The 14022-nt window shown below is 70.8% G+C and carries 10 protein-coding genes; all 10 read left to right on the top strand.

The window, feature by feature from the left end:
- Window positions 1-27: 27 nt before the first annotated feature.
- Genes R2J76_RS03880 through R2J76_RS03835 form a run of 10 tightly spaced genes read left to right on the top strand, consistent with a single transcriptional unit; the run spans window position 28 to window position 14018 of the window.
- The gene (locus R2J76_RS03880) at window positions 28-3153 is read left to right on the top strand and encodes a TonB-dependent receptor (RefSeq protein ID WP_316414475.1); all 3126 of its coding nucleotides are present in this window, start codon (window positions 28-30) and stop codon (window positions 3151-3153) included.
- A gap of 12 nt (window positions 3154-3165) precedes the next feature.
- A complete protein-coding gene (locus R2J76_RS03875; RefSeq protein WP_316414474.1) occupies window positions 3166-3747 on the top strand; it encodes an outer membrane beta-barrel protein in 582 nt (193 codons plus the stop codon).
- 27 nt (window positions 3748-3774) lie between these two features.
- Complete coding sequence (locus R2J76_RS03870; RefSeq protein ID WP_316414473.1) at window positions 3775-4950, top strand: SIS domain-containing protein; 1176 nt, start codon at window positions 3775-3777, stop codon at window positions 4948-4950.
- Complete coding sequence (locus R2J76_RS03865; protein WP_316414470.1) at window positions 4947-5888, top strand: carbohydrate kinase family protein; 942 nt, start codon at window positions 4947-4949, stop codon at window positions 5886-5888. The genes R2J76_RS03870 and R2J76_RS03865 overlap by 4 nt, the downstream gene beginning before the upstream one ends.
- Window positions 5881-6717 carry a class II fructose-bisphosphate aldolase gene (locus R2J76_RS03860; RefSeq protein ID WP_316414469.1) on the top strand — a complete coding sequence of 279 codons (837 nt, stop codon included), beginning with the start codon at window positions 5881-5883 and terminating at the stop codon, window positions 6715-6717. Before R2J76_RS03865 ends, R2J76_RS03860 begins: the two co-directional genes overlap by 8 nt.
- Window positions 6710-8014: a class II D-tagatose-bisphosphate aldolase, non-catalytic subunit gene (locus R2J76_RS03855; protein ID WP_316414468.1), complete on the top strand. Its 1305-nt coding sequence runs from the start codon at window positions 6710-6712 to the stop codon at window positions 8012-8014. Before R2J76_RS03860 ends, R2J76_RS03855 begins: the two co-directional genes overlap by 8 nt.
- Window positions 8008-8895 (top strand): DMT family transporter, encoded by an 888-nt coding sequence (locus R2J76_RS03850; protein WP_316414467.1) that lies wholly within the window; start codon window positions 8008-8010, stop codon window positions 8893-8895. The genes R2J76_RS03855 and R2J76_RS03850 overlap by 7 nt, the downstream gene beginning before the upstream one ends.
- Before the next feature lie 14 nt (window positions 8896-8909).
- A complete protein-coding gene (locus R2J76_RS03845; RefSeq protein ID WP_316414466.1) occupies window positions 8910-10937 on the top strand; it encodes a glycoside hydrolase family 36 protein in 2028 nt (675 codons plus the stop codon).
- Window positions 10934-11995, top strand: a complete 1062-nt coding sequence (locus R2J76_RS03840) for an amidohydrolase family protein (protein WP_316414465.1) — start codon at window positions 10934-10936, stop codon at window positions 11993-11995. The genes R2J76_RS03845 and R2J76_RS03840 overlap by 4 nt, the downstream gene beginning before the upstream one ends.
- 1 nt (window position 11996) lies before the next feature.
- Complete coding sequence (locus tag R2J76_RS03835; protein WP_316414463.1) at window positions 11997-14018, top strand: glycoside hydrolase family 36 protein; 2022 nt, start codon at window positions 11997-11999, stop codon at window positions 14016-14018.
- The last annotated feature ends 4 nt before the right edge of the window (window positions 14019-14022 follow it).

Below are 14022 nucleotides of genomic sequence, written 5' to 3'. Positions count from 1 at the left end.
CCCGAACCGCGAAAAGGAGATCCATCCATGCTGCACCGAAGAATGTTCACCCCCATCGCGATGATCCTGGCCGCGAGCCAGCTTTTCGGCCAGGAGACCACCGGCGTCGCCTCGGGGCAGATCCTGACCCGGGCCGGCAAGCCCATCCCCGGCGCCCTGGTGCGCCTGGCCTCGCCGACCCTCCTGGGGGAGCGCACCGCCGCCGCCAACGACAACGGCCAGTACCGCATCGGGCTCCTGCCCAACGGCAAGTACACCATCACCGTCACCGCCCCCGGCTACATGACCATCAAGGGCCAGTTCCAGGTGGTGCCCGGCCAGACGGCGCGCCAGGACGTCATCCTCACCCCCGTGGTGGTGCAGGGGGCCACGGTGGAAGTGGTGGACCTGGCCGCCCAGGTGGACAAGACCACCACCGTGACCTCCTCCACCTTCTCCATGGACAACCTCAACGAGCTGGCCGACTTCAAGATGGACGCCATCATCCAGCTCTCCCCGGGCATCACCGGCACCCTGGACCCCAACGTCGGCGGCTACGGCGACGACGCCCTGTCCATCCGGGGCGGCATCCAGCACAGCACCAAGGTCATCCAGAACGGCCTGAACATCACCGAGGAGGGCGGCGGCTACCTCAACGAGGTGACCACCCTCATGGACATGGTGGAAAGCATGTCCGTCATCCAGTCGCCCCTCAACGCGCGCTACGGCAACACCGACGGCGGCCTCGTCTCCATCGTCACCACCCGGGGCAGCAACACCTTCACGGGCACCGCCCGGGTCAAGTACCGCAAGAACATCTGGCAGGACAACGGCACGTCCTACGCCCGCCGGGACGGGTCCCCCGGGGATCCCGCCTGGCCCAACGACGACTACTCCAACCGCACCTACGAGCTCTCCCTGCGCGGCCCCATCTGGAAGGACCACATCACCTTCGCCTACGGCACGCAGCAGACCCCCACCCGCTCCTACACCTCCCAGGTGGGCAACACCGTCCTCAACGGGCTGCCCAGCCAGTCCACCTTCACCTTCGTTCCCGGCGCGGGCGTGGTGCCCGCCAACACCTACGGCCTGGGCAGCCTGGACACCCTGTCCGACGTCTCCAAGTTCCACCAGTTCGTCGTCTTCGCCCAGATCAACGACAACCACAGCCTGGAGTGGAACTACACCCAGAACGACAGCCAGGCCTACTGGGGGATCCCCCGCTTCGGCCGCATCGACTCCGTGGGCTCCTCCACGGACGACTACCACCACCACCTGTGGAACCTCGGCTACAAGGGCATCCTGGGCGAGGCCGGCGTGCTGGAGGCCCGGGTGGGCCACACCTACCGCTCCTGGCCCCACCCCTACAGCCCGGGCCAGGCCGCCATCTGGACCACCTTCATCCCCGGCGCCCACAACGCCGACGGCTCCAACCCCGTCACCAGCCTCCTGGACGGCTACGCCTCCGGGGGCACCGCCTACAACATCAACGGCTACAACGCGGACCGGGGCGACACCATCCTGAACGATTCCGTCCTCGTGAACTGGTCCCGGGAATTCTCCCACAACGGCTCCACCCACCTGGTGGACCTGGGCATGGACATGGAGAAGTTCAAGTGGGGCATCCAGGTGGGGGCCGCCAAGGACCAGTACGTGGTGCCCGGCCAGAATCCCTCCACCGGCGCCTTCCTGGTGTACAACGCCGCCACCGCCACCCTCCAGGACCTGGATCCCACCTACCCCGCCACCCCGGTCCTCAACGACGGCCTCGTGAACCCGGGCCTCGGCGCCCCGGGATCGGACAACCACTGGCCCGGAGGCCTCGGCCTGGTGCCCCTGTGGGTGAGCCGCACCGGGGCCGAGGGCGGCGACATGCGCAAGCAGACCACCTCCATCTACCTCAACGACCTCTGGACGATCAACAGCCGCCACAGCATCATGGTCGGCCTGCGCCACGACGCCTTCAAGGTGAGCGACGAGACCCGCACCTTCGTATCCTACGGGCGCTTCAACCCGCGGTTCGAGTACAAGTGGGACGTGTACGGCGACCAGTCCCGGTTGATCAACGTGTCCTACGGCGAATTCCAGTCCAGCTCCCCGGGCTCCCTCTTCCTGCCCGCGGCCCACGGCCGGTACGGGAACCAGACCGTCTCCTACTGGAGCCAAGGTTCCAGCACCCCCCACTACGTGAGCCTGGCCCAGCTCCAGGATCCGGCCAACTACACCGCCTACACCCGCACCTACGCCGGCGACACCTTCGTCATCGACCCAAACTGGAAGAACCCCGTCTCCCACGAATTCACGCTCGGCTTCCGCCGCGCCTACGCCTCGGGCGGCTACTGGCGGGCCACGGGGATCTACAAGTACTGGTCGGACCTCTTCGACTTCTTCCCGGGTTCGGTGTACACCGACGCTTCCGGATCCCCCAACTTCAGGCGGATCCTGCGGAACGATCCCGATTCCAGGCGCACCTACAAGAGCCTGGAGCTGGAATGGATGATGCCGGTGAATTCCCGCATGACCGTGTACGGCAACTACACCTACGCCCGCATGATGGCCAACACCCGCTCCACCATCGACAACCCCGACCGCACCACGAGCCAGCTGGTGAACTTCCGGGACTACTACGACACGCTGTACGCCCGGGACCAGTACAACCCCATGACCCTCCGCACCCCGGAGCACATCTTCAACCTCTACCTGTCCTACAACCTCAGCCAGGGCAAGGTGAAATCCAACGTCACCCTCCAGGGCTCGTACACCAGCGGCAAGCCCGAAGGGCGCTGGAGCACCGTCAACATCCCCGCGCCCACCCTGGCGGGCTACAACGACGGCAACGTGCAGAACACCGGCGGCCTCCCCAATTCCCTGGCCCTCACCGCCGACGGCAGCCGCATGACCAACATGGACCTGACCACCGTCAGCCTGAAGTACAACATGGAGATCACGGTGTGGGGGTCGGTGAAGGGATTTTTCGACGTGACCTTCGCCAACGTCTTCAACGCCAAGCGCCGGGGGCCCTACGCCCTGGAAGGCACCGGGCTCATCGACACGGTGGGCCAGCCCGCGCAGCACACCGGCAGCGGGTGGCGCGCCGCGGATGACCTCTCGACGGTCGGCACCGGAAGGGTCGCCGGCCGGTCCATCACCTTCGACACCGGCATCCGGTTCTGAGCGGAGACGATCATGAAAACCCTCCCCACGCTCCTCTCCTGCGCCCTCGCCCTGGCCGCGGCCGCCCCCGCCGTGGCCGGCGATTCCCGGTACCAGGTTTCCGGCGGACTCGTCGTGAACCAGGGCAACACCGTCGACCTCACTGGGAAGACCACCGGCGGCTACACCCTCGAACTGGGGGCTCGCTTCAACCCCCCGGGCTTCGGGCCCGAGATCCGGGTGTACGCCGGCTACGCCCACATGCCCTCCGCCACCGGCACCGATGAGCGGCCCACCTTCGAACTGAGCGGCACCCGCCTGGGCGCGGACCTGGTCTTCCGCCCCTGGGAGGGCGTCCCCCTGAGCCTCCACACCGGGCCCTCCGTCAACGTGTGGAAGGGCACCCAGCGGGGGGGAGATCCCAGCCTCTACCCCGCAGACAACCACCTGAAGGCCGGATGGCGCCTGGGCCTGGGCTACGACGTCACGAAGGACTGGTCCGCCACCCTGTTCTACACGTTCACCGAGTGGCGGTCCAATCCCAACATCGACCTCGCCACGACCAATCCGAGCCGTCCCGCGTACTTCAGCCTCATGGCCACCTACCGGTTCTGATCCATCCATCCAAGGGAGCCTTCCGGCATGAGCGCAGTTTTTTCCGAATTCGACACGGCGGCCCTGGCCACGCTGGGCGCCGTCCACACCATCCCCGAGATCCTCGGGCAGCCCGCCCTCTGGCGCGGGATCTGGACCGCCCTCCGGGGGGAGCGGCACAACCTGCTCCCCTTCCTGGCCCCGGCCGCCCTGGGCCCGGACCGGGAGATCGTCCTCACCGGGGCCGGGTCCTCCGCGTACATCGGCGAGCTGCTCCAGGGGCGCTACGCCCTGCGCACCGGCCGCCCCGTGCGCGCCGTGGCCACCACCGACATCGTCACCAACCCCGAGGAGGCCTTCCCCCGGGACGTGCCCACCCTGCTCATCTCCTTCGCCCGTTCCGGCAACAGCCCCGAGAGCGTGGCCGCCGTGGATTGCGCGGACGCGCGCCTGGGGGACCTGAGGCACCTCGTCATCACCTGCAACCCCGAGGGGGAGCTGGCCCGGCATCCCACCCCCAATCCCCGGGCGGTCTTCGTCCTGCCCCCGGAATCCGACGACCAGGGCCTGGCCATGACCGGGAGCTTCACGGGCATGGCCCTGGCGGGCCTGCTCCTGGCGGACCTGGAGTGCCTGGACGCCGCCAAGGCCCGGGTGGAGCGCCTCGCGGCCGCCGCCGCGGAGATCCTGGCCACCCAGGGCGACCGGTTCCGGGAACTGGGCTCCCTGCCCTTCACCCGGGCGATCTTCCTGGGCGCCGGCGCCCTGAAGGCCGCGGCCCGGGAAAGCCACCTCAAGCTGCAGGAGCTGAGCAACGGTTCGGTGATCTGCGCCTACGACTCCTTCCTGGGGTTCCGCCACGGACCCAAGGCTGCCATAAATGAGTCGACCCTCCTCGTGTTCCTCTTTTCGGGGCGGGCCGGCCTCAGGGCCTACGAGGAGGATCTGGTGGGCGAGATCCGGGGCGGCGTCCAGGGGCTGTTCCACCTGGGCGTGGGCGAGGGCCTCCGCGCCCCTTCTCCCATGGAGGCCACCATCCCCCTTCCGGGCCCCATGGACGACGAGGAGCGGGCCATCTGCGCCGTCCTGGCCGCCCAGATCCTGGGCGTCCACAAGGCCATCGCGCTGGGGCTGCGCCCCGATTCGCCCTCCCCGGCCGGGAGCATCTCCCGGGTGGTGCGGGGCGTGACGATCTACCCCGCCCCGGAAAGGACCCGCCCATGACCCGGACCACGGACGTGCTCGTCGTGGGCGAGCTGAACGTCGACCTGATCCTCAACGGCCTGGCCCGCATGCCGGAGGTCGGCAAGGAGGTCCTGGCCGAGGCCATGACGCTGACCCTGGGCAGCTCCTCCGCCATCTTCGCCAGCAACCTCAGCACCCTGGGCGCGCGGGTGGCCTTCCTGGGCCTGGTGGGCGAGGACCTCTTCGGGGACCTGGCCGTGGAGCGCCTGCGGGCCAAGGGCGTGGACACCGGCCCGATCCTGCGCACCCCCTCCCACGCCACCGGCGCCACCGTCGTCCTGAACCGGGGCGAGGACCGGGCCATGGCCACCCACATGGGGGCCATGGCCCACCTCACCCTGGCCGACGCCTCCAAGGAGCGCCTGGCCACCGCCGGGCACCTGCACTTCGCCTCGGCCTTCCTGCAGCCCGGGATGTTCCCGGACATCGCGGCGCTTTTCCGCCGGGCCAAGGCCTGCGGGCTGACCACCTCCTTCGATCCCCAGTGGGACCCCGCCGAGGCCTGGGACCTGGACCTGCCGGCCATCCTCCCCTCCGTGGACGTCTTCCTCCCCAACGAGCAGGAGATCCTCCACCTCACCCGCAGGGCCACCGTCCCCGAAGCCCTGGACGCCCTGCGGCCCCATGCCCGCACCATCGTGGTGAAGCAGGGCTGCGCGGGCGCCACGGCGGCCACCGGCGAGGGCACCTTCTTCCAGCCCTCCTTCCTCAACGACCGCGTGGTGGACGCCATCGGCGCCGGGGACAGCTTCGACGCCGGGTTCATCTCCCGGTTCATCGCCGGAGAACCCGTGGAGGCGTGCCTGCGCTTCGGGTGCCTCATGGGCGCCGTGAACACCACCGCCGCCGGAGGCACCGGCGCCTTCCAGGACCTGGCCGCGGTCATGGCCATCGCCAGGGAGCGCTTCCATGCCTAGCCTCAAGGAGAAACTCCTGGAGATGAGGGACCGCAGGTCGGCCCTCCTCGCCACCAACTTCTACAACGCCGAGACCCTGCGAGGGGTGCTGGAAGCCGCGTCCGATCTGGGGCAGCCCATCATCCTCCAGATGACCCGGAGCTCCATCGACTACCTGGGCCTGCCCGTGGCCCTGGCCATGGGCCGGGCCGGGCTGCGCCACCACGGCGTGGAGGGCTGGATCCACCTGGACCATGCCCTCGGCCTGGACCTGGTGGCGGACTGCATCGACGCCGGCTTCGATTCCGTGATGATCGACGCCAGTGAGCAGGACCTGGACCGGAACATCGAGGCCACCCGCCGGGCCGTGGCCCTGGCCCGGGCCACCGGGGCCAACGTGGAGGCCGAACTGGGCTTCGTGGCCAAGCTGGGCCAGGAGGCCGATCCCGCCGGCCTCACCGATCCCGTCCAGGCCGCGCGCTTCGTGGAGGCCACCGGCGTGGACGCCCTGGCCGTCTCCATCGGCACCGCCCACGGCTTCTACAAGGCCGAACCCCGCCTGGACCTGGAGCGGCTGGAGGCGATCCGCAGGCTCACGAGCGTCCCCCTGGTGCTCCACGGCGGCTCCGGCGTGGGCGAGGCCTCCATCCGGGCCGTGGTGGCCCGGGGCATCTGCAAGGTCAACGTGGCCACCGAGACCAAGGACGCCTTCGTGCGCGGCATCAAGCGCGAGCTGCTGGCCTCCAGCGGCATCGATATCCGCGCCATCTTCCCCCCCGCCATCCGCGACGTGAAGGAACTCATCGCCCAGAAGCTGCGGATGCTCATGACGGAAGGCGGCCATGCCTGATCTCCTGAGCCTGAGGCGGGACCGCCGGGAAGGCCGCGTGCGCGGCGTGTACGCGGTGTGCTCCGCCCATCCCATGGTCCTGCGCGCCGCCCTGGACCAGGGCGCGGCGGACGGGGCCCCCGTGCTCATCGAGGCCACCTGCAACCAGGTGGACCAGTTCGGCGGGTACACCGGCATGACCCCCGCGGCCTTCGCCGCCTTCGTGGGGGACCTGGCCCGGGATACCGGCTTCGACCCCGGGCGGATCATCCTGGGCGGCGACCACCTGGGCCCCAATCCCTGGCGGGCCGAACCCGCGGAGGCCGCCCTGGCCAAGGCCGGCGACCTGGTGGAAGCCTACGTGGCCGCCGGGTTCCAGAAGATCCACCTGGACGCCAGCATGGCCTGCGCCGGCGACCCCGCCGACCTTCCCGGCGAAACCGTGGCCCGGCGCGCCGCGGCCCTCTGCCTCCGGGCCGAGGCGGCCTTCGCCCGGCGCGGAGGAGGCCCGGCCCCGGTGTACGTCATCGGCACCGAAGTGCCGCCTCCGGGCGGCGCCCAGGACGGCGAACCCGGCGTGCGCCCCACCTCCGCCGGGGACGTGGCGGAGACCCTCGACATCACCCGGGCCGCCTTCGGGCGCCTGGGCCTGGCCTCCGCCTGGGACCGGGTCATCGCCCTGGTGGTCCAGCCCGGCGTGGAATTCAGCCAGGCCGAGATCCACGCCTACCGCCGGGAGGCCGCCGCGCCCCTGGTGGCGGCCATCGCGTCCCGGGCGCCCTGGATGTACGAGGCCCACTCCACCGACTACCAGACCCCCGAAGCCCTGCGCCAGCTGGTGGAGGACCGCTTCGCCATCCTGAAGGTGGGCCCCTGGCTCACCTACGCCTTCCGGGAGGCCCTCTTCTCCCTGGAGGCCATCGCCCTGGAACTCCACGGCCTCGACCCCGCGCGCCTCCGGCCCCGCCTGGCCGAGGTGCTGGAGGCGGTCATGCTCCGCAATCCCATCCACTGGAAGAACCACTACCACGGCCGGGAGAGCGAACTGGCCTTCGCCCGGCGCTTCAGCCTCAGCGACCGCTCCCGCTACTACTGGACCGATCCCGAGGTGGTGGCGGAAGTGGAGCGGCTGTTCGAACTCACCGCGGGCCCCCTGCCCCTGGGCCTCCTCAGCCAGTACCGCCCCCTGGCCTACGAGGCCGTGCGGGAAGGGCTCCTGCCGCCCTCGGGCCGGGCCGTGGCCGTCCATGCCGTGCGCCGGGTGCTGGGGCATTACGCCGCCGCCTGCCGCGCCGAATCCCAAGGATCCCCATGCTGAAGCAGCCCTGGTTCCTGTTCACCCTCATCACCGTCCTGGCCTGGGGCCTCTGGGGGGCCCTCATCGACGTCCCCGCCGCGGCGGGCTTCCCCGCGACCCTGGGCTACATCGTCTGGGCCATCACCATGATCCCCCCCTGCATGGTGGCCCTGGCCCGGGTGGGCTGGCAGGTGGAGACGGACCGCAGGTCGGTGCTCTACGGATGCCTCGCGGGGTTCCTGGGCGCCGGGGGGCAGCTGGTGCTGTTCCTGGTGCTGCGCATCGCCCCCGCGTACCTGGTGTTCCCCTTCATCGCCCTGTCGCCCCTGGTGACCATCCTCCTGGCCCTGGCGGTCTCCCGGGAGCGGGCCTCGGCCCGGGGCTGGGCGGGCATCGCCCTGGCCCTGGTGGCGGGCATCCTGCTGGCCTACACCCCCCCCGGCTCCGGCGCCGTCCACGGCCTCCTGTGGGTGGGCCCGGCCCTGGTGGTGTTCCTGGCCTGGGGCCTGCAGGGCTTCGTCATCTCCCACGGCAACAAGTCCATGCGCGCCGAGAGCATCTTCTTCTACATGACCCTCACGGGCCTGCTGCTGATCCCCGCGGCCTGGTTCATGACCGATTTCAGCCGTCCCATCACCTGGGGCTTCCGCGGCCCTTGGATGGCGGCCCTCATCCAGGTGCTCAACGCCGTGGGCGCCCTGCTCCTGGTGTACGCCTTCCGCTACGGCCGGGCCATCATCGTCTCCCCCCTGGTCAACGCCGGGGGTCCGGTGGTGACCATCATCCTTTCCCTGATCCTGTTCCGCACCCTGCCCCTGGCCCCCCACGCCCTGGGCATGGTCGCGGCCGTCCTGGCCACCCTGCTCATGGGCATGGAGGACGAAACGCCGGCCCAGGCCTGATTCCGGAGGAACCCATGCGCATCCCGGCCTTCGGGCCCAGCCTCCTGGTCCTGGCCTGCGCCGCGGCCTGGGCCGCGCCCCTCAAGCTGGCCACCCCCCGCGCGGAATTCCAGGTGCTGGCCTCGGGCCGGGTCCTGGCGGCGCGGCTCCAGGGGGGCCGCCGCCTCACCCTGGACCTGCCCGGCGCCCGGGACGGGGCTCCGGTGCTGGATCTGCGCCGGGCCAAGGCCGGCCCCCGCCGGGCCGAGGTGCCCTTCCTGGACCGGGGCCCCCTGGTGCGCACCCTGGTGCTGGAGGTGCGCCCGGAGACCCCCGAGGCCCTCTTCGCCTCCATCCGCGTCACCAACCCCCAGGACCGGCCCCTGCCCCTGGGCGAGGTGCGGGTCCTCGGCGTGAACCTGGCCCCGGGCCGCCTGAACAGCTTCCAGGGGGCCAGCGTGGGCTGGGGCGAGGACGAGGTGCTGGAGCCCCGCCCCGGCGCCCGTCCCAACCGCATGGGCGCCATGAACCCCGATGGCCTGGGCGGGGGCATCCCCGTCACCGCCTTCTGGAACGCCGCCACCTGCGCGTCCCTGGGCGCCCTGTCCACCGCGGCCTGCGCCCTGCCCGTGGACGTGGCCGCCGACGGCGCCGTGGAAGCCTCCCTCACCTTCCCCGCGCGGACCCTGGCCCCCCGGGAAACCTGGACCTCCCCGCGCGGGTACCTCTCCGTGCACGGCGGGGACTTCTACGAACCCCTGCGCCTCTGGTCCACCCTCATGGGCGCCCAGGGCTGGCGCCCCCGGGTTCCCCCCGCCTCCGCCTTCGAAGCCACCTGGTGCAGCTGGGGCTACGGCTTCGACATCACCCCCGCGCGGATGCTGGGGGTCCTGCCCAAGCTCAAGGACCTGGGCCTGGCCTGGGCCACCCTCGACGACCGCTGGTTCGACGCCTACGGCGACTGGAAGCCCCGCCCGGACACCTTCCCCGGCGACGCCCTGAAGGCCATGGTGGACCGGTTCCACGCGGCCGGCGTGAAGGTGCAATTGTGGTGGCTGCCCATCGGCGCCGAGATCGCCAACGGCAAGGGCGAGTCCCACCGCTACCGCCAGTCCGACGTGGTGCGCGACCACCCCGAATGGCTCGTGCTGGACCCCTCGGGCCGCCCCGCCACCATGGTGCGGTCCCTGGCCGTCCTGGATCCGGCCCTGCCCGACGTGCGGGCGTATTTCCGGGACATGGCCGTGCGGTTCATCCGCGACTACGGCTTCGACGGCTTCAAGATGGACAACATCTTCGCCATCCCCCCCTGCCACAACCCCCTGCACCGCCACGCCTCCCCGGACGAATCAACCCGGGCCGTTGCCGGCCTCTACCGCGAGATCCTGGAGGCCACCCACGCCCTGAAGCCGGAGGCCGTGATCCAGATCTGCCCCTGCGGCACCCTGCCCTCCGCGGACTGGCTCCCGTGGATGGACCAGGGCGTCACCGCCGACCCCGTGGGCGCCGCGCAGGTGCGCCGGCGCATCAAGATCCTCAAGGCCCTCCTGGGGCCCGGGGCCGCCGTGTCCGGCGACCACGTGGAGCTCAGCGCCATGACCCGGGAAGGGCACCCCGACTGGTTCGAGACCGGGGAGGACTTCGCGTCCACCCTGGGCGCCGGGGGCGTGGTCAGCACCAAGTTCGTGTGGCCCCCCACGGGCGCCGTGCCCGCCTCGGGCCCCGTGGACCTCACCCCCGCCCGGGAGGAGGTGTGGCGGAAATGGCTCGCCCTCTACGACCGCAAGCGCCTTTCCAGCGGAACCTTCCTGAACCTCTACACCCTGGGCGTGGACGCGCCCGAAGGCTACGCCGTGGCCAAGGACGGCATCCTGCACTACGCCTTCTACGCTCCGGGGCCCTGGAAGGGGGACGTGGAGCTTCGCGGCCTGCAGCCCGGCACCTACCGGGTGCGGGACTACGCCGAAGGGCGGGACCTGGGCCCCGTCACCGTCCCGGCCGGAAGGGCGCCCCGCCTTCCCGTCGCCTTCACCGATCACCTTCTCCTCGAGGTCGCCCCTTGAACCCCACCGCCCTCCTCCTCGCCCTGGCCTCCACCCTGGCGGCCCAGGCCCCCGACCAGCTCCTCCTCAAGGACTACCGCCCCCGCTCCATCTACAAGGTGCCCGTCACCCGGGTGGAAAAGGCCATGTTCCCGGTGGTGGACATGCATTCCCACGCCTACGCGGAAACCGACGCCCAGGCCGCGGAATGGGCCGCCACCATGGACCGGTGCGGCATCGAGCGCACCGTGGTGCTGGTCACCGAACCGGGCAAGGGCTTCGACGAGGCCGTGAAGCGCTACGGGAAATTCCCCCGCCACTTCCAGCTCTGGTGCGGCCTCGACCTCTCCGGCTTCGACCAGCCCGGCTTCGCCGCGGCCGCCGTGGCCGAACTGCGGCGGTGCCACCGGGCCGGAGCCAAGGGCGTGGGCGAGATCACGGACAAGGGCGGCGGCCTCGCCGGGAACAAGGGCGGCATGCACCTGGACGATCCCCGCATGGACCCCATCCTGGAGGACTGCGCCGACCTGGGCCTGCCCTTCAACATCCACGTAGGGGAGGACCAGTGGATGTACGAGCCCGCGGACCGCACCAACGACGGCCTCATGAACGCCTTCACCTGGAAGATCGCCGATTCGCCCTCCATCCTCCGCCACGACGCCGTGGTGGCCACCCTGGACCGGGCCGCGGCGCGCCACCCCCGGACCACCTTCATCGCCTGCCACTTCGCCAACTGCAGCAGCGACCTGGCCCTCCTGGGGTCCATGCTGGACCGCCACCCCAACCTCTACGCCGACATCAGCGCCCGCTACGCCGAGACCTCCCCCGTGCCCCGGGCCACCGCGAAATTCATCGCGAAGTACCAGGACCGCCTGCTGTACGGCACCGACATGGGCATGGACGCCGGGATGTACGGCATCACCTTCCGCATCCTGGAAACCCAGGACGAGCACTTCTACGAGGTGGACCAGTTCGGCTACCACTGGCCCCTGTACGGCCTGGGACTGGACGCCGGCATCCTCCGGAAGCTGTACCGGGACAACGCCCTGGCCCTCATGAAGCGCGTGGAAAGGCCCTGACGTGGCGTTCTCCCGCATCCTCCCCATCGCCCTCCTCGCCGCGGCCGCCGCGTTCGCCCAGGCCCCCGCGCGGATCCAGACCCCGCGCCTTCGGGTGGAATTCGACGGCCAGCTCCGCAGCCGGATCATCGCCCGGGACGGGGACCGGGAGACGCCCCTGGGGCCCTTCACCGCCGCCCAGGGCCTCGCCGGAATCCGCACCGCCTTCCACCTGGTCTCCAGCCGCACCGAACCCGTGGCCGACGTCTTCGGGAAGGGCGAACGCCTGGTGCTAGAGGGCGCCTCCGGTCCCCTCCGCACCACCATCGCGGTCACCGTGTATCCCGCCTGGCCCGCCCTGGCCTTCTTCGACGTGGACTACGCCAACGGCGGCGCCACCCCCCTGGCCCACCGGGGCTGGATCCGCAACGCCTACACCCTGGACGCCGCCGGGCCCGCCCCGGCGTGGTGGTCCTATCAGTGCGGCTCCTACGCCAGCCGCCCCAACTGGATCCTGCCCCTGCGCCCCGGCTTCCGCCAGCGGAACTTCCTGGGCATGAACGCCCCGGACTACGGGGGCGGCACCCCCGTGGTGGACGTGTGGAACCGCCGGGTGGGCCTGGGCGTCGGCCACCTGGGCACCGCCCCCGAGGCGGTGTCCCTGCCCGTGGCCATGGGCCGGGACGGGCGGGTCCAGGTGGGCATCCGCCTGGACCGGGCCGGATCCCTGGCGCCCGGAGCGACCCTGCGCGGACCCCGCACCTTCGTTTCGGTGCACCGCGGGGACTGCTTCGACACCCTCGTGTCGTACCGCCGCCTCATGGGCCTCCAGGGCCTCACCATGGCCCAGGCGCCGGACAGCGCCTTCGAGCCCATGTGGTGCGCCTGGGGCTACGGCCGCGCCATGACTCCCGCCCAGATCTACGGCACGCTGCCCACCGCCAAGCGCCTGGGCTTCAAGTGGGTCACCGTGGATGACGGCTGGCAGGACAACTACGCCGACTGGCTCCTGGACCCGAAGAAGTTCCCCGGCGGCGACGCCGACATGAAGAAGATCGTGGACCGGATCCACGCCGACGGCTTCCGGGCCCAGGTGTGGTGGGCGCCCCTCATGGGCCAGCGGGGCAGCGCGCTCATGCGCGAGCACCCCGGCGAAGCCCTGCTGAACCCGGACGGCTCCCGCCGGAAGATCTCCTGGTGGCCCACCTTCTACCTCTGCCCCGCCGACCCCGCCGTCATCGAACAGACCCGCGCCCTGGTGAAGAAGCTGGTGGGCGAATGGGGCTTCGACGGCCTGAAGCTGGACGGCCAGTACCTCAACGGCGTCCCCCCCTGCCACAACCCCGCCCACCACCACGCCAGCCCCGACGACGCCCCCCGGGCCCTGCCCGCCTACATCCAAATGATCGCCGACACCGCCCGGGCCCTGAAGCCCGACGCCCTGGTGGAGTTCTGCCCCTGCGGCACGTCGTACGCCTTCCACACCATGCCCGCTTACAACATGGCCGTGGCCTCGGACCCCCACGACTCCTACCAGGTGCGCACCAAGGGCAAAGTCCTGAAGGCCCTCATGGGCGACGGCGTCGCCTACTTCGGCGACCACGTGGAACTCAGCGACCACGCCTCCGATTTCGCGTCCACCCTGGCCGTGGGCGGCGTGGTGGGCTCCCAGTTCGTGCTGCCGGCCCTGGCCCCCAAGCGCAGCACCTCGGATCTCACTCCCGCCAGGGCCGTGGATTTCGAGAAGTGGGTGGGCCTCTACTCCCGCCTCATGCTGTCCAGGGGCGAGTACCTGGGCTCCCTCTACGACCTCGGCTTCGACCTCCCCGAAGCCCATGCCATCCGCAAGGGGGACTCCCTGTACTACGGCTTCTTCGCGACCACCTGGGACGGCTCCGTGGAACTGCGCGGCCTGGAAGCCAGGACGTACCGGATCACCGACTATGAGCACGGCCGCGACTTGGGCCAGGTGACGGGCCCCACCGCCCGGCTCCCCCTGGCCTTCCAGGGGCACCTTCTGTTGGAGGCGGCCCCGGCACGTTGAACTG

The sequence above is a fragment of the Mesoterricola silvestris genome, assembly GCF_030295405.1.
Lineage (GTDB): Bacteria > Acidobacteriota > Holophagae > Holophagales > Holophagaceae > Mesoterricola > Mesoterricola silvestris.
The sequence above is the reverse complement of the archived record's forward strand: the minus strand, read 5'-3'. Positions and strand labels throughout refer to the sequence as shown.

What these genes read in the sequence shown, in the direction of transcription:
- R2J76_RS03850 (WP_316414467.1), top strand. Translation starts at nt 8,008, where the DNA reads ATGCTGAAGCAGCCCTGGTTCCTGTTCACCCTCATCACCGTCCTGGCC.
- R2J76_RS03855 (WP_316414468.1), top strand. Translation starts at nt 6,710, where the DNA reads ATGCCTGATCTCCTGAGCCTGAGGCGGGACCGCCGGGAAGGCCGCGTG.
- R2J76_RS03865 (WP_316414470.1), top strand. Translation starts at nt 4,947, where the DNA reads ATGACCCGGACCACGGACGTGCTCGTCGTGGGCGAGCTGAACGTCGAC.
- R2J76_RS03880 (WP_316414475.1), top strand. Translation starts at nt 28, where the DNA reads ATGCTGCACCGAAGAATGTTCACCCCCATCGCGATGATCCTGGCCGCG.
- R2J76_RS03845 (WP_316414466.1), top strand. Translation starts at nt 8,910, where the DNA reads ATGCGCATCCCGGCCTTCGGGCCCAGCCTCCTGGTCCTGGCCTGCGCC.
- R2J76_RS03870 (WP_316414473.1), top strand. Translation starts at nt 3,775, where the DNA reads ATGAGCGCAGTTTTTTCCGAATTCGACACGGCGGCCCTGGCCACGCTG.
- R2J76_RS03860 (WP_316414469.1), top strand. Translation starts at nt 5,881, where the DNA reads ATGCCTAGCCTCAAGGAGAAACTCCTGGAGATGAGGGACCGCAGGTCG.
- R2J76_RS03875 (WP_316414474.1), top strand. Translation starts at nt 3,166, where the DNA reads ATGAAAACCCTCCCCACGCTCCTCTCCTGCGCCCTCGCCCTGGCCGCG.